The organism is Salmonella sp. SAL-020, from assembly GCF_017372215.1.
GTDB classification, from domain to species: domain Bacteria; phylum Pseudomonadota; class Gammaproteobacteria; order Enterobacterales; family Enterobacteriaceae; genus Salmonella; species Salmonella enterica.
The window spans coordinates 4,500,148-4,519,793 of the sequence record NZ_CP071690.1; the positions used below are offsets into that span (position 1 = coordinate 4,500,148).

Annotated in this window: 15 protein-coding genes and 1 pseudogene; 14 read left to right on the forward strand and 2 right to left on the reverse strand. The window is 51.3% G+C overall.

The window, feature by feature from the left end; all coding sequences use genetic code 11:
- The first annotated feature begins 38 nt into the window (after positions 1-38).
- The 10 genes and pseudogenes from J1G48_RS21765 (at position 39) to J1G48_RS21810 (ending at position 11,477) form a co-directional block, all read left to right on the forward strand.
- Complete coding sequence (locus J1G48_RS21765) at positions 39-2,075, forward strand: alpha-glucosidase (RefSeq protein ID WP_001087039.1); 2,037 nt, start codon at positions 39-41, stop codon at positions 2,073-2,075.
- Between the two features lie 45 nt (positions 2,076-2,120).
- Positions 2,121-3,503, forward strand: coding sequence for an MFS transporter (locus tag J1G48_RS21770; protein WP_000084251.1), 1,383 nt, complete (start codon positions 2,121-2,123; stop codon positions 3,501-3,503).
- A 45-nt stretch (positions 3,504-3,548) separates the two neighbouring features.
- Positions 3,549-4,969, forward strand: a pseudogene (locus J1G48_RS21775) (MFS transporter).
- A 67-nt stretch (positions 4,970-5,036) separates the two neighbouring features.
- Positions 5,037-5,729: a porin OmpL gene (ompL, locus tag J1G48_RS21780; RefSeq protein ID WP_000838828.1), complete on the forward strand. Its 693-nt coding sequence runs from the start codon at positions 5,037-5,039 to the stop codon at positions 5,727-5,729.
- Between the two features lie 156 nt (positions 5,730-5,885).
- A complete protein-coding gene (locus J1G48_RS21785) occupies positions 5,886-6,734 on the forward strand; it encodes an STM4015 family protein (protein ID WP_001042089.1) in 849 nt (282 codons plus the stop codon).
- Positions 6,735-6,746: 12 nt separating this feature from the next.
- Positions 6,747-7,772 carry an STM4014 family protein gene (locus J1G48_RS21790; protein ID WP_016697117.1) on the forward strand — a complete coding sequence of 342 codons (1,026 nt, stop codon included), beginning with the start codon at positions 6,747-6,749 and terminating at the stop codon, positions 7,770-7,772.
- Positions 7,765-8,640: an STM4013/SEN3800 family hydrolase gene (locus J1G48_RS21795; RefSeq protein ID WP_000282799.1), complete on the forward strand. Its 876-nt coding sequence runs from the start codon at positions 7,765-7,767 to the stop codon at positions 8,638-8,640. The genes J1G48_RS21790 and J1G48_RS21795 overlap by 8 nt, the downstream gene beginning before the upstream one ends.
- A 1-nt stretch (position 8,641) precedes the next feature.
- The gene (locus J1G48_RS21800) at positions 8,642-9,883 is read left to right on the forward strand and encodes an STM4012 family radical SAM protein (RefSeq protein WP_001062071.1); all 1,242 of its coding nucleotides are present in this window, start codon (positions 8,642-8,644) and stop codon (positions 9,881-9,883) included.
- Positions 9,880-10,758, forward strand: coding sequence for an STM4011 family radical SAM protein (locus tag J1G48_RS21805; RefSeq protein WP_001576425.1), 879 nt, complete (start codon positions 9,880-9,882; stop codon positions 10,756-10,758). The genes J1G48_RS21800 and J1G48_RS21805 overlap by 4 nt, the downstream gene beginning before the upstream one ends.
- Entirely contained in the window at positions 10,743-11,477 is a 735-nt protein-coding gene (locus J1G48_RS21810; protein WP_001270595.1) for a Cof-type HAD-IIB family hydrolase, read from the forward strand. The genes J1G48_RS21805 and J1G48_RS21810 overlap by 16 nt, the downstream gene beginning before the upstream one ends.
- Before the next feature lie 54 nt (positions 11,478-11,531).
- Here the strand turns inward: J1G48_RS21810 and typA are convergent, their stop codons facing one another.
- A complete protein-coding gene (gene typA / locus J1G48_RS21815) occupies positions 11,532-13,355 on the reverse strand; it encodes a ribosome-dependent GTPase TypA (protein WP_000572064.1) in 1,824 nt (607 codons plus the stop codon).
- Positions 13,356-13,730: 375 nt separating this feature from the next.
- Here typA and glnA point away from each other — a divergent pair, with 375 nt between their 5' ends.
- From glnA to J1G48_RS21835, 4 genes are all read left to right on the forward strand, one after another.
- Positions 13,731-15,140, forward strand: coding sequence for a glutamate--ammonia ligase (gene glnA, locus J1G48_RS21820; RefSeq protein ID WP_001271699.1), 1,410 nt, complete (start codon positions 13,731-13,733; stop codon positions 15,138-15,140).
- Positions 15,141-15,414: 274 nt separating this feature from the next.
- Positions 15,415-16,464 carry a nitrogen regulation protein NR(II) gene (gene glnL / locus J1G48_RS21825; protein ID WP_000146192.1) on the forward strand — a complete coding sequence of 350 codons (1,050 nt, stop codon included), beginning with the start codon at positions 15,415-15,417 and terminating at the stop codon, positions 16,462-16,464.
- 8 nt (positions 16,465-16,472) lie between these two features.
- Complete coding sequence (gene glnG, locus J1G48_RS21830) at positions 16,473-17,882, forward strand: nitrogen regulation protein NR(I) (protein WP_001188783.1); 1,410 nt, start codon at positions 16,473-16,475, stop codon at positions 17,880-17,882.
- 112 nt (positions 17,883-17,994) lie between these two features.
- Positions 17,995-18,105 (forward strand): YshB family small membrane protein, encoded by a 111-nt coding sequence (locus tag J1G48_RS21835; RefSeq protein ID WP_001578131.1) that lies wholly within the window; start codon positions 17,995-17,997, stop codon positions 18,103-18,105.
- Between the two features lie 89 nt (positions 18,106-18,194).
- On the opposite strand, the gene hemN is transcribed toward J1G48_RS21835, so the two are convergent.
- Positions 18,195-19,568 (reverse strand): oxygen-independent coproporphyrinogen III oxidase, encoded by a 1,374-nt coding sequence (hemN, locus tag J1G48_RS21840; protein ID WP_000003527.1) that lies wholly within the window; start codon positions 19,566-19,568, stop codon positions 18,195-18,197.
- Positions 19,569-19,646: the final 78 nt, after the last annotated feature.

Consider the following 19,646-nt stretch of genomic DNA (forward strand, 5'->3'; position numbering starts at 1 on the left):
ATGGATTACCGAATTACCCTACATTCACGGAGATTACAATGAATTCTCTACCACAACGGTCAACCGATTTTGAACTGACAACATCACAGGATGGTTTTGCGCTTAGCTGGCAACAGCGCCTGATTTTACGCCACAGCACCGAAAATCCCTGTCTGTGGATTGGCGCGGGCGTTGCCGACATTGACATGTTTCGCGGCAACTTCAGCATCAAAGACAAACTTAACGAAAAGATTGCATTAACGGAGGCCACCGTCAGCGAGCTACCCGACGGCTGGCTGGTACAATTCAGCCGTGGCGCAACAATTAGCGCCACCCTTCGCATCTCCGCCGATGAGGCGGGACGCCTGAAGCTGGATCTGCAAAACGACGACCTGCACCATAACCGTATCTGGTTACGCCTCGCAGCTAATCCAGACGACCATATCTACGGCTGCGGCGAACAGTTCTCTTATTTCGATTTGCGCGGCAAGCCGTTCCCGCTGTGGACCAGCGAACAGGGCGTTGGCCGTAATAAAACCAGCTATGTCACCTGGCAGGCAGACTGTAAAGAGAACGCCGGCGGCGACTATTACTGGACCTTCTTCCCGCAACCGACCTTTGTCAGCACGCAGAAGTATTACTGCCACGTCGATAATAGCTGCTATATGAATTTCGACTTCAGCGCGCCGGAGTATCACGAACTGGCGCTGTGGGAAGATAAAACTACGCTACGTTTTGAGTGTGCCGACACCTACATCGCCCTGCTGGAAAAACTGACTGCGCTGTTAGGTCGCCAGCCGGAGCTGCCGGACTGGGTTTACGACGGCGTCACGCTAGGCATTCAGGGCGGTACGGAAGTTTGCCAGCAAAAACTGGATACCATGCGCAACGCAGGCGTAAAAGTGAACGGTATTTGGGCGCAGGACTGGTCCGGCATTCGCATGACCTCCTTTGGCAAACGCGTGATGTGGAACTGGAAGTGGAATAGCGACAACTATCCACAGCTGGATAGCCGTATCAAACAGTGGAAAGAAGAAGGCGTCCAGTTCCTCTCTTATATCAACCCATACGTCGCCAGTGATAAAGACCTCTGCGCCGAGGCGGCGAAACACGGCTACCTGGCGAAAGACGCCACGGGCGGCGACTATCTGGTCGAGTTTGGCGAATTCTATGGCGGCGTGGTCGATCTGACCAATCCTGAAGCTTACGACTGGTTCAAAGACGTCATCAAAAAGAACATGATCGCGCTCGGCTGCAGCGGCTGGATGGCGGATTTCGGCGAATACCTGCCAACCGACACTTACCTGCACAACGGCGTCAGTGCCGAAATTATGCATAACGCGTGGCCCGCACTGTGGGCGAAATGTAACTACGAAGCGCTACAGGAGACCGGCAAGCTCGGCGAGATCCTGTTCTTTATGCGTGCGGGCTACACCGGCAGTCAGAAGTACTCCACCATGATGTGGGCAGGCGATCAAAACGTTGACTGGAGCCTTGATGATGGACTGGCCTCGGTCGTTCCTGCCGCACTGTCGCTGGCAATGACCGGTCACGGTCTGCACCACAGCGATATCGGCGGTTACACCACGTTGTTTGACATGAAACGCAGCAAAGAGCTGTTGCTGCGCTGGTGTGATTTCAGTGCCTTCACCCCAATGATGCGCACCCATGAAGGCAACCGCCCTGGCGATAACTGGCAGTTTGATGGCGATGAGGAAACCATTGCCCACTTTGCCCGTATGACCACCGTCTTTACCACGCTGAAACCGTATCTCAAGCAGGCGGTGGCGCAAAACGCGGATACCGGTCTGCCGGTCATGCGTCCGCTATTCCTGCACTACGAGAACGATGCCGCAACCTACACCCTGAAATATCAATATCTGCTCGGTCAGGATCTGCTGGTCGCGCCGGTTCACGAGCAGGGGCGTTGCGACTGGACGCTGTACCTGCCGGAAGATCACTGGGTGAATATCTGGACCGGTGAAGTTCACCACGGCGGTGAAATTACCGTGGATGCGCCCATTGGCAAACCGCCGGTCTTCTATCGCGCGAAGAGCGAGTGGGCTTCACTTTTTGCTTCTTTACGGAATATCTAATACGGCTCGCCCGCAGGGAAACCTGCGGGCAGATGGAGAAGAATAATGAGTCAAACATCATCGAATCCGGCAACCCTACGCTTGCCGTTTAAAGAAAAACTTGCCTATGGACTGGGGGATTTAGGTTCCAATATCCTGTTAGATATCGGGACCCTCTATTTACTCAAGTTTTATACCGATGTCCTTGGTTTACCGGGAACTTATGGCGGTATCATTTTCCTGATCGCCAAATTTTTTACCGCATTTACCGATATGGGTACCGGCATTATGCTCGACTCGCGGCGTAAAATTGGTCCGAAGGGCAAATTCCGCCCGTTCGTGCTTTACGCGGCATTTCCGGTAACGCTACTGGCGATTGCTAACTTTGTCGGCACACCGTTTGAGGTGACGGGAAAAACCGTCGTCGCAACGATGCTGTTTATGCTGTACGGGCTGGTTTTCAGCATGATGAACTGCTCGTATGGCGCGATGGTACCCGCGATTACCAAGAACCCGGATGAACGCGCCTCGCTTGCCGCCTGGCGTCAGGGCGGCGCCACTCTCGGCCTGCTGCTGTGTACCGTTGGCTTTGTGCCGGTCATGAACCTGATCGAAGGCAATGCCCAACTCAGCTATATTTTCGCCGCCACGCTATTTTCATTGTTTGGCCTGCTATTTATGTGGCTGTGCTACGCCGGCGTTAAAGAGCGCTACGTCGAAGTGAAACCTGTCGATAGCGCGCAAAAGCCTGGATTATTGCAGTCGTTCCGCGCCATCGCCGGTAACCGTCCGCTGTTTATTCTGTGTATCGCCAACCTTTGTACTCTTGGCGCCTTCAACGTCAAACTGGCGATTCAGGTTTATTACACCCAGTACGTTCTTAACGACCCGATCCTCCTCTCCTGGATGGGCTTCTTTAGCATGGGCTGTATTTTTATCGGCGTTTTTTTGATGCCCGGCGCTGTAAGGCGTTTTGGCAAGAAGAAAGTCTATATCGGCGGGCTGTTAATATGGGTGGCAGGCGATCTGCTCAACTACTTCTTTGGCGGCGGCTCGGTCAGTTTTGTCGCCTTCTCCTGCCTGGCGTTCTTCGGTTCCGCCTTCGTCAACAGCCTGAACTGGGCGCTGGTTTCCGACACGGTGGAGTACGGTGAATGGCGCACCGGCGTCCGCTCGGAAGGGACGGTTTACACCGGCTTCACGTTCTTCCGTAAGGTCTCCCAGGCGCTGGCAGGGTTCTTCCCCGGCTGGATGCTAACGCAAATCGGTTATATCCCGAATGTGGTGCAATCGGCAGGCACCGTCGAAGGCCTACGCCAGTTGATCTTTATTTATCCTTGCGTGCTGGCGGTCATCACCATTATTGCGATGGGCTGTTTCTACAACCTCAACGAGAAGATGTACGTGCGAATTGTGGAAGAGATTGAGGCCCGGAAACATACGGTTTAACAACAATAAAATATAACGCCCTGCGGGGCGTTTTGAGAGGCGATTATGTCTAATCATGATCCGCTAACGCTAAAGTTGAGCCTGCGGGAAAAATGCGCCTATGGCGTGGGCGATTTCGGCTCAAATCTGATGCTGTGTATCGGTACGCTGTATCTACTGAAGTTTTATACCGATGAACTCGGGATGCCTGCATATTACGGTGGAATTATCTTTCTGGTGGCGAAATTCTTCACCGCTTTTACCGATATGCTCACCGGCGTATTGCTGGACTCACGCCGTAATATTGGCACAAAAGGAAAGTTTCGGCCTTTTATTCTGTATGCGTCATTTCCAGTCGCTCTGGTTGCTACTGCGCAATTCTTTGCCACTCACTTTACTTTACCCGTTAAAACAGCCTTCGCGACGGTGCTGTTTATGTTGTTCGGTCTGTTCTACAGCCTGATGAACTGCTCATACGGCGCGATGGTACCCGCTATTACCAAAAATCCGCATGAGCGGGCCCAGCTCGCCGCATGGCGACAAGGCGGCGCTACCATTGGCCTTCTTCTTTGTACCGTAGGTTTTATGCCCATTCAGGCGCTGTTTACCCGTTCCCCTTCGCTGGGTTATCTGATTGCAGCAGTCATCTTTTCGGTCTGCGGGCTGTTCAGCATGTGGTGGTGCTTTAGCGGGGTGAAAGAACGGTATATCGAAACCGTACCTGACACGCATAAACCCAGCATATTGAAGTCCTTCTGCGCGATTTTTCGTAATCCGCCGCTGCTGGTGCTCTGCGTTGCCAATTTGTGCACGCTGGCCGCCTTTAATATCAAGCTGGCCATTCAGGTTTATTACACTCAGTACGTGCTGAACGATATTCATTTGTTGTCATGGATGGGTTTTTCAGCATGGGCTGTATCCTGATTGGTGTTTTATTAGTACCTGCTGCGGTAAAACGCTTCGGGAAAAAACAGGTTTATCTTGGTGGTCTGATATTGTGGGCCGTTGGCGATATCCTGAATTTTATCTGGGGTGGAACGTCATTCCTGTTTGTTATTTTCTCTTGTATCGCCTTCTTCGGTACCGCTTTCGTCAACAGCCTGAACTGGGCACTGGTTCCGGATACGGTTGACTACGGTGAATGGAAAACGGGTATTCGCGCTGAAGGCTCGGTGTATACGGGTTATACCTTTTCCCGCAAAATTTCCGCTGCGCTTGCTGGCTTTTTGCCAGGTATTATGCTGACGCAAATCGGTTATATCCCCAACATAGCTCAAAGTGACACCACGTTGCTTGGTTTGCGTCAGCTCATTTTTTTATGGCCTTGCGGTCTTGCCATTATCGCAGCACTAACGATGGGCTTTTTTTATAAGCTCAATGAACAACGTTTCGCTTTTATTATCGAGGAAATTGCCCAACGAAAGAAAACAGGTAATCAAATTGTCGCGACTAATAATAAACAAAGTATTTCTACTGTAAATAATTAAACGACGCTTGCCGCTTTATCCATCCCGATGGATGGCGGCTTCCCTATATTTGAAAAATGGATTTATTATGAAATCTCTGAATACTCTAGTGATATTAACTTCAGTAATATCCACCTCTGTTTTTGCTGGCGCTTATGTAGAAAACCGTGAGGCCTATAACCTGGCGTCTGACCAAATGGAGTTTATGCTGCGCGTCGGCTATAACTCCGATATGGGGGCCGGAATTATGTTGACCAATACCTATACGCTACAGCGTGATGATGAATTAAAGCACGGTTATAATGAGATTGAGGGCTGGTATCCATTATTTAAACCTACAGATAAATTAACCATCCAGCCTGGGGGGTTAATAAACGACAAAAGCATTGGTTCCGGCGGCGCCGTCTATCTGGATGTTAACTATAAATTTACCCCGTGGTTTAATCTTACGGTACGTAACCGATATAATCACAATAATTATAGTTCAACCGATTTGAATGGCGAACTGGATAATAATGACAGCTATGAAATCGGTAACTATTGGAATTTTATCATTACCGATAAATTTTCTTATACCTTTGAACCACACTATTTTTATAACGTTAATGATTTTAATAGTAGTAATGGTACGAAGCATCATTGGGAAATCACTAATACCTTCCGTTATCGTATCAATGAACACTGGTTGCCCTACTTTGAATTACGCTGGTTAGATCGTAACGTGGGTCCCTACCATAGAGAGCAAAACCAGATTCGTATCGGGGCGAAGTATTTCTTCTGATATTATCGCCTCTATTTTTCGAATCTGCATCACAGCGGGTAGTTGTTCTGCCCGCTCATTCATCCTGAATCAGACTCCCGATATCCCGTCTCTAAGCGCCATGATAATATTCGCAAAGCGTTTTACCATATTCATGCTTATAGAGAAGGGAAACAAATGAATAAGCGATTTAATATTGATTGGGACAATGAATTAACCCAGGAACAGCTCATTAATTTGATTTTAACCGATGAAGATCTGCCAAAGCTTCGCTCACTGACCATTGGTAACTGGGGTGATTGTTGGGAAGACGAAACCTGCCAGCCTATTATTGATATGATTGTGGAGAACGCCTCCCGCTTTACTCACCTGGAATCACTGTTTATCGGTGATATGGAGAGCGAAGACTGCGAGATCTCCTGGATTAAACAAGGTGACTATTCCAGGCTCTATGCGGCGTTACCCAATCTGAAAGAACTGATTATTAAAGGCGCGTCGGATCTGCGACTGGGCGCTATACATCATGAGAAACTGGAGCACCTGGAAATCATTTCCGGCGGCATCCCTTCTAACGTACTTGCCGAACTACAAAATGCGCAGCTCCCTGCATTAAAAACGCTGAAGCTCTTCCTGGGCGTAGAGGAATACGGTTTTGACGGTTCGCTGGATGACGTGATGGCACTGGCATCGAAAGACCTTTTCCCTCAGCTCACCCATCTGGGGTTGATGAACAGCGAAGAGCAGGATGATATCGCCCGCCGGGTGCTGGAAAGTAATATCCTGCCGCAGCTTAACGTGCTGGAACTCTCATGCGGTACCTTAACGGACAACGGCGCAGAGGCGCTGCTGGAGCATAAAGACCGAATTGCGCATCTGGAAACACTCGATCTCCACCACCACTATTTGACGCCGGAGATGCAGGAAAAGCTAAAAGCCACACTGCCGATAAACCTGAATCTTTCAGAAGCTCTGGAGCCTGATGATTACGATGGCGATATTTATATGAATGCGATGTACACCGAGTGATTGTGTAGGGGAATGTGCACATTCCCCTACACAACGATAAAGGGATTTATTGTGATTACGCTCATTGGCCCCCGTCAGAGCAAGCGCACGCATTATTTTATGCAGGCTGCCGCCGTACTTGGGGAACCCGTCACGGCGCTGACTCATCCGCAAGCGCTGGACGCTTCGCTGACCTCTGGCATCGTTAAAATCGACCCGCCAGTACACAGTGAAACAGACATCCGCAAAATAAACGCGATCGGTCTGGACTATATCCATTTTTTGCAGAACATGGCGGCGCGTCCTGGCGTCACCTGGCTTAACCATCCGGCGGGCCTCATTCACCTGTTGGATAAAAAACTCTGCAAGCGGCGCTTACTGGAACACGGCATCCCCACGCCGCCGTTGGTAGCGGAAGACGTAAAAAGTTTTGTACAGCTCACCGCCATCATGGAGGAAAAAAGGGTCGCCAGCGTGTTCATTAAGCCCTCGCTGGGTTCTGGCGCGGCGGGCGTTATCGCTTTGCGCCGCCACCCTGATGGCATAAAGCAGGTGCTTTACAGCGCGATTGCCATATCAGGACAACAGCTATTTAACAGCAAAAAAATCCAACAGTATCGTCAGAAAGAAGATATCCAGCTCATTATTGATGGCGTTCTTCAGCAGGAAAACCTCGTCGAACAGTGGCTGCCCAAAGCCAACGTAAAGCATAAAACCTATGATTTACGCATCGTCTGCCTGGATGGCGAAATTATCTGGCGAGTGGTCAGAACCTCCTCGCAGCCCATTACTAACTTACATCTGCAAAACCAGGCTTACTGCTTCGAAAGTCTGGAGTTATCTGCCGCAAAAGTGACTGAGATCGATACGCTCTGTCAAAATGCCATGCGGCTTTTCCCTGGCATTCGCTTAGCGGGTATTGATGTTTTACTTACTACCAGCCTGACGCCGTATGTTATTGAAATTAATGGCCAGGGTGATTTGATTTATCAGGATGCGCAGCAGAATAATCTAATTTATCAGGCGCAAATCCGGGCCATGAGGAAGCAAAATGTATAATTCAATGGATGAAGTCCCCGTCTCGCTGCACGCGTCGATTGACACAGGCGATGGCGAATTCGATATGAATACGCTAATTAGTAATAACGCTCATATTCTTTTTATTGTGCTGGACTCGTTACGCTACGATATTGCGCTTCAGGAACAAACCGCCGGAAATACGCCCAACCTTAATCATTATGGACAATGGACGAAATGCGAGGCGGCCGGTAATTTTACCTGGCCTTCGCATCACGCCATGTTTTCAGGTTTTATGCCAAAACCTATTGATGATACCGTTAATCAGACCATGCTGTTTTTCCCAAAAGATATCGGACTTGGTCGTAAAGGGCCGAAAAATGCATTTGCCTTTGATGACGCAACATGGATAAAAAGTCTGGAAAATAAAGGCTACCAGACCATCTGTATTGGCGGCGTCTCTTTCTTTAATAACCGCTCCGGCATGGGAAAAGTGTTCCCGTCGATGTTTAAAGAGAGTTACTGGCATCCACGATTTGCCTGTACGGTTAAAGAAAGTATGGATAACCAGATCCATTATATCCAGAAAATCATGGCCGAGCGTGCTGGCAGCCAACCGGTCATGATGTATATCAATATCGACACGATTCATTACCCTAACCATTTTTACGTTGAGGGCGCGGCCCCTGGCGATACCGTTGAGACCCATGCCGCCGCGCTACGCTATATCGACGCCCGCATCGACGGATTACTAAACATTTTCCGCCAAACCGGCGGCGAAACGTTCGTTATTGTCTGCTCCGATCACGGTACCTGCTATGGCGAAGACGGGAAATATTTCCATAGTTTTAATCATCCGATCGTTAATACCGTTCCCTATATGCATTTCTTGCTGAGCTGTAATCATTAATATGAATAACAATGATATTTATCGTCAGTATATGTACAGTTATCCGCATAAGACGGCTTATCGGGAGGTGGAGAACGTCAGCTTTAGCGAAGTAAAACCGCGGATTTACGAGCACGACACACATCTGTATGTTCATATGCCCTTTTGTCAAAGTCGCTGCGGGTTCTGTAATTTATTTACCTGCACTGGCGCAGATAATACGTTCATTGATAGCTATATCGACGCGATTATTACCCAGGGCCGACAAATGGCGCTGGCGCCCGCCCACTGGGCAAGCTTTACCGTAGGCGGCGGCACACCTCTGCTATTAAATATTGCGCAATTAGAGAAGTTATTTTTTTCCGTCTTTGATGTGCTCAATGTTGACTGGAATATTTATAAAACGATTGAAACTTCCCCTACGGATACCACGGCAGAAAAAGTAGCGCTATTAAACGCCTTTTCCGTTAATCGCGTCAGTATTGGCGTACAAAGTTTTCATGATAGCGAGTTACATACGCTGCACCGCCGCCACAATGCCGCCAGCGCGCACCAGGCGCTGGAATGGCTAAAGGCGGGTCATTTTCCATCACTCAATATTGATATTATTTATGGCATTCCCGGCCAGACTCACGCAAGCCTGACGGAATCGTTACATCAGGCGCTCGTTTATCAACCGGAAGAGCTGTTCCTTTATCCGCTTTATAATATGCCTCGCCAGGAAAATATGCATAGCTACTACGTTTTAGCCCGCGATCTTTTACGCAACGCGGGCTACACCCAAACGTCCATGCGCCGTTTCGTCCTTAATCCAGCGCCATCCGCCGCGGCGGAAAGCTGCGGATTTGAAAACTCACTGGCGCTCGGCGCGGGCGGCAGAAGTTATCTTGGCAATCTGCATTACTGTTCACCGTGGTCGTCGAACCTGCAAACATCACGAAAAATCATTCAGGCGTTTATCGACAGCCCGGATAAAACCGTCATTAATCACGGTTATCTGCTTCCCCCTGATGAAATGAAACGCCGCTTTATCATTAAAAATCTATTTTTCTGGCAGGGACTTTCTCTTAGCGATTATCAGCAATATTTTGCCAGCGATGCGCTAAGGGATTTCCCCGACCTTGAACGCTTCATACGGCAGGGTTACTGCTATCAGAATGGCAGTCGCCTCCGGCTAACGGAGACCGGTATGGCATTATCCGATTGCCTTGCTCCTGTGTTCGTTTCGCCTGAGGTGATGCTACGGGAGAATCGGCAGAGATGAGCGCCCCCGCCCTGCGCGATATTCACACGCTGTTTTATCGCGGCTATCTTAAATCGTGTAATTATCATTGCGGCTATTGCCCGTTCCATAAACACGCCCGCAACGATAAAAAACGCGACGAAGCCGCGCTATGGCGCATGGTTGACCATTTGCCTCTTTTAGGTACGCCGTTGAATGTGATGATTACGCCTTATGGCGAGGCGCTACGCTTGCGTTATTACATGGCGGCGTTGGCAGAAATTAGCCGCTATCCTCATGTTCAGGCGGTCGGCATACAAACTAACGCCTCTTTTTCGTTAATGTCATTGCTGGAATCATTTCGTGCCGGCGGCGGAGATATCTCAAAGCTTCGGTTATGGTGTTCTTTTCATCCCTCACAAATTACCGCTGAGCGCTTTCTCCAGCAGTGTTTAGCGCTCTCTGCCGCCGGAATAACCTGGTGCGCGGGGGCTGTCGCCAGTATGAAAGATATCGCCCAGTTTCGTTGGCTACGCCAGCAGTTGCCTGACCAGAATTATTTTTGGTTTAACGCCAACGAGTGTGCCAATACCCGGCATACCGTTGAGGAAACCATCGCCTTCAGCGAACTCGATCCGCTGTATGTGGTTGAAACGCAGCAGTGGCCAGCGCAGCTGGATATCTGTACCGCAGGAAGAAAAAGTATTTTTATGAATGCAGAAGGCGATCTTTTTGCTTGTCATATCAGCAAAATTAAAATGGGTAATTTATATCAGCAACGGCTTAATTCTCCCGCCTGCCAGGCAAAACAATGCCACTGTTTTCTCGCTTATCAGCACCGTCTCGATATTCCATTGCTGAATCACCTGGATACCTCACGCTGTTTTAGGATCGGGCGCTCATGCGATATCGTTTAATCGCTTTTGATCTTGATGGAACGCTGCTAAACCGTAATAAACAAATTCTGCCAGAGTCGCTAACCGCCATCCGTCAGATGCAAGACATGGGCTGCCGAATAATGCTTGTCACCGGCCGCTCTCATCGTGAAGCCTATGCGTATTATCAAACGCTGGCGCTCACCGAACCGATGATCTGTTGTAACGGAAGTTATATTTATCAACCGGCTCAACAGCAGATCCTTCATCCACTGCCGCTGACGCACTTACAAACGGAAAAAATACTGGCGCGGGTATATCCGCTTAAACCGACAATTCGTGCTGATGATAAAATAATCTTTCAGGCTGATGAGCTAAGCAGTAGGGAGAATATTTGGCAAATCAGCGTCGTTCATCGGCACATAAAACAACTACAAAATATTGCTGAGTTTATACAGCATGAATTACAGCTAAGCTGTACCTGGTCCTGGCATCATCAACTGGATATTCTCCAGAAGGGGTGTAGCAAAGGGCAAAGCCTCGCCAGATATGCACAGCAACAGCATATCGCAATGCGCGAAGTGATGGCGTTTGGCGATAATGATAACGATGCGGAAATGCTACGTTTAGCCGGATTGGGCGTAGCGATGGGGAATGCCAGCGCCCGGGCAAAGGTTTATGCGGACAGCGTCATTGGTCGGCATAATACGCCAGCAATTGCTGATTTTTTGGCAACCTTATCCCTTTCTCAACGTGAATAAAAAAACCCCGCCGAGCTTTCATTTCGGCAGGGTTTTTATCCGTAAGAACGTTAATTACTCTTCTTTCTGACCACGGTTCGCACGGCGGCGATCGTTTTCCGTCAGGTGACGTTTACGGATACGGATAGAGGTCGGGGTGACTTCTACCAGTTCGTCGTCATCAATGAACTCCAGCGCTTGCTCAAGGCTCATTTTAATTGGCGGAACCAGAATCACCGCTTCATCCGTACCAGACGCACGCATGTTGGTCAGCTTCTTACCGGTCAGGCAGTTTACCGTCAGGTCGTTGGAGCGACTGTGAATACCAATAATCTGGCCTTCATAAACTTCCGCGCCGTGACCCAGGAACAGCTTACCGCGATCCTGCAAACCGAACAGCGCAAACGCCACCGCTTTACCCTGACCGTTAGAGATCAGTACGCCGTTCTGACGCTGACCCACTTCACCCGGACGAATATCGTCGTAATGGCTGAAGGTGGAGTACAGCAGACCCGTACCGGAAGTCATGGTCATGAATTCTGAACGGAAACCAATCAGCCCACGGCTTGGGATCACGTAGTCGAGACGTACGCGGCCTTTACCGTCCGGATTCATGTTTTTCAGGTCGCCTTTACGCTCGCCCAGCGCCTGCATGACAGACCCCTGGTGCTGCTCTTCGACGTCCAGCGTCACGTTTTCGTACGGCTCTTGTTTACGACCGTCGATTTCACGGAAGATAACTTTCGGACGGGAAACCGCCAGTTCGAAACCTTCACGACGCATATTTTCAATCAGCACGGACAGGTGCAGTTCGCCACGACCGGATACACGGAACGCATCCGCATCTTCGGTTTCTTCAACGCGCAGCGCCACGTTATGCACCAGCTCTTTGTTCAGACGGTCAAGAATCTGACGAGAAGTCACAAACTTACCTTCTTTACCGCAGAACGGCGAGGTGTTAACGCAGAAGAACATAGACACGGTCGGCTCATCAACGGACAACGCCGGCAGCGCTTCAACGTTCTGCGGGTCGCAGATGGTGTCGGAAATGTTCAGCTCGCCCAGACCGGTGATCGCAATGATATCGCCCGCTTCGGCGATATCGCTGTCGATACGCTCCAGACCCAGATGCGTCAGCACTTTACCTACTTTCGCGTTACGGGTTTTCCCTTCACTATCGATGATAGTGACCTGCTGGTTCGGCTTCACTTTGCCGCGTTTGATACGGCCAATGCCGATAACGCCAACATAGTTGTTGTAGTCCAGCTGGGAGATCTGCATCTGCAACGGACCATCGAGGTCAACGTCCGGCGCCGGAACATGATCAACGATCGCCTGATACAGCGGGGTCATGTCTTCCGCCATATCTTCGTGGTCCAGACCCGCGATACCGTTCAGCGCCGAAGCGTAGATGATCGGGAAGTCCAGCTGTTCGTCGGTCGCGTCGAGGTTAACAAACAGGTCGAATACCTGGTCAACAACCCAGTCAGGGCGCGCGCCAGGACGGTCAACCTTGTTGATAACCACAATAGGTTTCAGGCCATGAGCAAAGGCTTTTTTGGTCACGAAGCGCGTTTGCGGCATCGGGCCGTCAAATGCGTCAACCACCAGCAGCACAGAGTCAACCATGGACATGACGCGCTCTACTTCACCACCGAAGTCAGCGTGCCCGGGAGTATCAACGATGTTGATACGGTAATCATTCCATTTAATAGCGGTGTTTTTAGCGAGGATAGTAATACCACGCTCTTTCTCCAAATCGTTGGAGTCCATCACTCGCTCTTGAGTTTCGGCACGCGCGTCGAACGTACCGGATTGCTGGAGCAGCTTATCAACCAGGGTAGTTTTACCATGGTCAACGTGCGCGATGATGGCGATGTTACGCAAATTTTCGATCACAACTTTGCCTCAGGCATTAGAAATAGCGCGTTATTGTACACGGATTAATCGCACTACAAAACAGGATCACAAACATCCTCCGCAAACAAGTATTGCAGAGTCTCTTTGTGATCGCTTTCACGGAGCGTTAAAAGGGTGGCTTGCGTTCTATTGCACCAATGTGGTGCTCAATGTTCACATTAAAGCACTATTTTGGTGCAACATAGTCACCGTGGTGCAGCCCTTTTGCACGATGGTACGCATGATAACGCCTTTTGGGGGCAATGTGAAAGTTGGCACAGATTTCGCTTTATATTTTTACGGCGACACGGCCAGCAGAATTGAAGATCTCGTTACCACGACGACCGACCATGACCAATCCGGGAGAGTACAAGTATGTCCGCTGAACACGTTTTGACGATGCTGAACGAGCACGAAGTGAAGTTTGTCGATCTGCGCTTCACCGATACCAAAGGCAAAGAACAGCACGTCACGATTCCTGCTCATCAGGTAAATGCCGAATTCTTTGAAGAAGGCAAAATGTTTGACGGCTCCTCTATCGGCGGCTGGAAAGGCATTAACGAATCCGACATGGTGCTGATGCCAGACGCATCCACCGCAGTGATTGACCCGTTCTTCGCGGACTCTACCCTGATTATCCGTTGCGACATCCTGGAGCCTGGCACTCTGCAAGGTTATGACCGTGACCCACGTTCCATCGCAAAACGTGCGGAAGACTACCTGCGCGCGACCGGTATCGCCGATACCGTCCTGTTTGGGCCGGAACCTGAATTCTTCCTGTTCGATGACATCCGCTTCGGCGCATCTATCTCCGGCTCACATGTGGCGATTGACGATATTGAAGGCGCCTGGAACTCCTCTACCAAATATGAAGGCGGCAACAAAGGCCATCGTCCGGGCGTGAAAGGCGGTTATTTCCCGGTTCCGCCAGTTGACTCCGCGCAGGATATCCGTTCTGAAATGTGTCTGGTCATGGAGCAGATGGGCCTGGTCGTTGAAGCGCACCACCACGAAGTAGCGACCGCAGGTCAGAACGAAGTGGCGACCCGCTTTAACACCATGACCAAAAAAGCCGACGAAATTCAGATTTACAAATATGTCGTACATAACGTGGCTCACCGCTTCGGTAAGACCGCGACCTTTATGCCAAAACCGATGTTCGGCGATAACGGTTCTGGTATGCACTGCCACATGTCGCTGGCGAAGAACGGCACCAACCTGTTCTCTGGCGACAAATATGCCGGTCTGTCTGAGCAGGCGCTGTACTACATCGGCGGCGTCATCAAACACGCCAAAGCCATCAACGCCCTGGCGAACCCGACCACCAACTCCTACAAGCGTCTGGTCCCGGGTTACGAAGCGCCGGTGATGCTGGCCTACTCCGCCCGTAACCGTTCCGCCTCCATCCGTATTCCGGTGGTGGCGTCTCCGAAAGCGCGCCGTATCGAAGTGCGTTTCCCGGACCCGGCGGCTAACCCGTATCTGTGCTTTGCCGCCCTGCTGATGGCCGGTCTGGACGGGATTAAGAATAAGATTCACCCGGGCGAAGCCATGGACAAAAACCTGTATGATCTGCCGCCGGAAGAAGCGAAAGAGATCCCACAGGTAGCGGGTTCTCTGGAAGAAGCGCTGAACGCGCTGGATCTGGACCGCGAGTTCCTGAAAGCAGGCGGCGTGTTCACGGATGAAGCGATCGATGCGTATATTGCGCTGCGTCGCGAAGAAGATGACCGCGTGCGTATGACCCCGCACCCGGTAGAGTTTGAGCTGTACTACAGCGTTTAATCGTATATTAAAAATCCGACGAATTTCGCGTTGCTGCAAGGCGGCAACTGAGCACATCCCCAGGAGCATAGATAGCGATGTGACCGGGGTAAGCGAAGGCAGCCAACGCAGCAGCAGCGTGAAAGGCGTCAGGAGTTTTTGAGTTGCCGTGGAAACTTTCAGCCCATCCCAGGATGGGCTTTTTTCTCCACCAACAATCTGATCTCACGCGCTTTTTAGTGGTAAAAAGCTATAATGCACTAAAATGGTGCAACCTTTTCCAGGAGACTGCTGAATGGCAAGCGGCATACAGCCCGATGCTGGGCAGATCCTCAATTCGTTAATCAACAGCGTGCTGGTGGTCGACGACGCGCTGGCAATCCATTACGCCAACCCTGCCGCGCAGCAGTTGCTCGCGCAAAGCTCACGCAAACTGTTCGGGACGCCGTTACCTGAACTGTTGAGCTATTTTTCGTTAAACATTGACCTGATGCGCGAAAGTTTAGCGGCAGGGCAAGGCTTTACCGATAACGAAGTGACGCTGGTGATTGATAGTCGCTCGCATATTCTCTCTTTGACCGCCCAACGTCTGCCCGACGATTTTATACTGCTCGAAATGGCGCCGATGGATAACCAGCGTCGTCTGAGTCAGGAGCAGTTGCAGCACGCGCAGCAAATCGCCGCCCGCGATCTGGTGCGCGGTCTGGCACACGAAATCAAAAATCCGCTCGGCGGCCTGCGCGGCGCGGCGCAGCTACTCAGCAAGGCGCTGCCCGACCCGGCGCTAACGGAATATACCAAAGTCATCATTGAACAGGCCGACAGGCTACGCAACCTTGTCGATCGTTTGCTGGGGCCGCAGCACCCGGGAATGCACATTACCGAGAGCATACATAAAGTCGCGGAGCGCGTGGTGGCGCTGGTGTCGATGGAACTGCCGGATAATGTCCGGCTTATCCGCGATTACGACCCCAGTCTGCCAGAACTGCCGCATGACCCGGAACAAATTGAGCAAGTACTGCTGAATATTGTCCGCAATGCCTTGCAGGCGCTGGGGCCGGATGGCGGCGAAATTACGCTGCGTACCCGTACCGCCTTCCAGTTAACGCTGCATGGCGAACGCTATCGCCTGGCGGCGCGTATAGACGTTGAAGACAATGGGCCGGGCATTCCTCCCCATTTACAGGATACGCTGTTCTACCCGATGGTCAGCGGTCGCGAAGGCGGCACCGGGCTTGGGTTATCTATCGCCCGCAATCTTATCGATCAACACGCCGGCAAAATTGAATTTACCAGTTGGCCGGGGCATACCGAGTTTTCGGTTTACCTGCCGATTCGGAAATAGAGGTGTTTATGCAACGAGGAATAGTCTGGGTCGTCGATGATGATAGTTCCATCCGTTGGGTGCTTGAACGTGCTCTCGCCGGGGCAGGGTTGACCTGTACCACCTTTGAGAATGGTAATGAAGTACTGGCTGCGCTGGCCAGTAAAACGCCGGACGTCTTGCTGTCGGATATCCGAATGCCGGGAATGGACGGGCTGGCGCTATTAAAGCAGATTAAACAGCGTCACCCGATGCTTCCGGTCATCATTATGACCGCGCATTCCGATTTAGATGCCGCCGTGAGCGCCTATCAGCAGGGGGCGTTTGATTATCTGCCTAAACCGTTTGATATTGATGAAGCCGTCGCTCTGGTCGAGCGCGCGATTAGCCACTATCAGGAGCAGCAGCAGCCGCGTAATATCGAGGTTAACGGCCCGACAACAGACATGATAGGCGAAGCGCCCGCCATGCAGGATGTGTTTCGCATTATTGGTCGGCTGTCGCGTTCTTCGATTAGCGTGCTGATTAACGGCGAATCAGGGACCGGTAAAGAACTGGTCGCCCATGCGCTTCACCGCCATAGCCCACGCGCCAAAGCGCCGTTTATCGCGCTCAATATGGCGGCCATCCCGAAAGATTTGATTGAATCCGAACTGTTTGGCCATGAGAAAGGCGCTTTTACCGGGGCGAATACCATCCGGCAGGGCCGTTTCGAGCAGGCTGACGGCGGCACGCTGTTTCTGGACGAAATTGGCGATATGCCGCTGGATGTCCAGACTCGTCTGTTACGCGTGCTGGCTGACGGACAGTTCTACCGCGTGGGCGGGTACGCGCCGGTAAAAGTGGATGTGCGCATTATCGCCGCCACCCACCAGAACCTCGAACGACGCGTTCAGGAAGGGAAATTCCGCGAAGACCTGTTCCACCGCCTGAACGTGATTCGTATCCATCTTCCGCCGTTGCGCGAGCGCCGTGAGGATATTCCGCGCCTGGCGCGCCATTTTTTGCAGGTCGCCGCCCGTGAATTAGGTGTGGAAGCCAAATTATTACATCCGGAAACCGAAACGGCGTTAACGCGCCTGGCATGGCCTGGTAACGTGCGTCAGTTAGAAAATACCTGCCGCTGGCTCACCGTCATGGCCGCCGGACAGGAGGTATTGATCCAGGATTTACCGGGCGAACTGTTTGAAGCCTCGACGCCGGATAGCCCGTCCCACCTGCCGCCGGATAGCTGGGCTACATTACTGGCACAATGGGCGGACCGCGCCTTGCGATCCGGTCATCAAAACCTGCTTTCTGAAGCGCAGCCAGAACTGGAGAGAACGCTACTGACCACGGCATTACGCCATACGCAGGGTCATAAACAGGAAGCCGCCAGGCTGCTCGGTTGGGGGCGAAACACCCTAACGCGGAAGTTGAAAGAGCTGGGAATGGAGTAAACATTACCCGCGAGTGTAAAGATTAATAATTGAGCGCAAAACGCTGCTATTTTGCGCTTTACTGTTCCGATGAGTTCAGTATGATCATGCCCGGCAAACGGGGGGATTCATTATGTTAGAATCTATTATTAATCTGGTATCGAGTGGAGCGGTCGACAGCCACACGCCACAAACTGCGCTAGCCGCCGTGTTGTGTGCCGCGCTGGTGGGACTGTTCAGCTGACAATGTGCCGGATGGCGCTAATGCTTATCCGGCCTACAGGTTGTCGCAACGTGTAGGCCTGGTAAGCGCAGCGCCACCGGGCAACCCGGCTAAATGACGCGCGAGAACTGCTGCATCCGCGCTTTCTGGCGCAGATACGCGTCAAAGCACATGCAGATATTGCGGATCAGCAAACGACCTTTCGCCGTCACCTGAATTCCCTTCTCGCTAATATCCACCAGCCCATCTTTCGCCAGCGGCGACAGTAACTGCAAATCTTCGGCAAAATACTCAGCGAAATGCAAACCCCACTGCTGTTCGACAGCGTTAAAATCCAGGCGGAAGTTACAAATCAGCGCCTTGATAACATCGCGACGAATGCAATCATCACGGGTCAGCGTAATACCACGCCATAGCGCATTGCCCCGCTCATCCACTTGCTGGTAATAACGCTTCAGCTCTTTCTGGTTCTGCATGTAGCCATCGCCAATCATGCTGATAGCAGAAACCCCCATCCCCAGCAGATCGGTATCGCCCTGGGTCGTATAGCCCTGAAAATTACGGTGCAACACGCCTTCGCGCTGCGCGACGGCCAGTTCGTCGTCCGGACGGGCAAAATGGTCCATCCCGATAAACTGATAACCAGCCTGGGTAAGCGATACGATCGTCTCCTGCAAAATATCCAGTTTCTGCTGCGCGCTGGGTAAATCAGCATCTTTAATTTTACGCTGGGCGGCAAAAAGCGTTGGCAGATGCGCATAGTTAAAGACGCTCAAACGATCGGGGTTCAGTTCCGTCACACGCTTCAGCGTGAAAGCGAAGCTTTCCGGCGTCTGTTTCGGTAGACCGTAGATCAAATCGATATTGGTCGAGGTAAAGCCGATATCGCGGGCGTGATTAAGCAGCGCAAAGATGAATTCTTCATCCTGCTCGCGGTTAACCAGGCGCTGCACCTCTTTATTAAAGTCCTGCACGCCCATACTCAGGCGGTTAAAACCTTCCGCACGTAAATGATCGAGCACATCCAGCTCAATTTCACGAGGATCGACTTCGATCGAGATTTCCGCATCGGTATTAAAGTGGAAATTTTCACGCAACAGCGTCATTAAGCGGCTGATTTGCGTTTTATTCAGGTAAGTAGGCGTACCGCCGCCCCAGTGAAGCTGGCTGACATGACGGTCTGCAAACAGCGGCGCGCGATGACGAATTTCCTGCTCAAGCGCGTCAAGATACTGGTCAGCTTTATGCTGTTGGCGGGTGACAATCTTGTTGCAGCCGCAGAAATAACACAACTTGTGACAAAACGGGATATGCACATACAGCGAGAGCGGACGCTCAGGATAACGCGCCACAGCCTGCAAGAATGCGGCGTCCTCGAAGTCTTCAGAAAACTCCAGCGCGGTTGGGTACGAGGTATATCGTGGCCCGGAATAGTTATATTTCTGGATCAGGGCCAGATCCCAGTCTATTTGCTGTTCAGACATGCTCACTCCTTCCGATGGCGTCTCTGGCGGGTACGGCGTACCGGCTTCACGCCATGACGGGCGGCAAGCCGGCTGCGC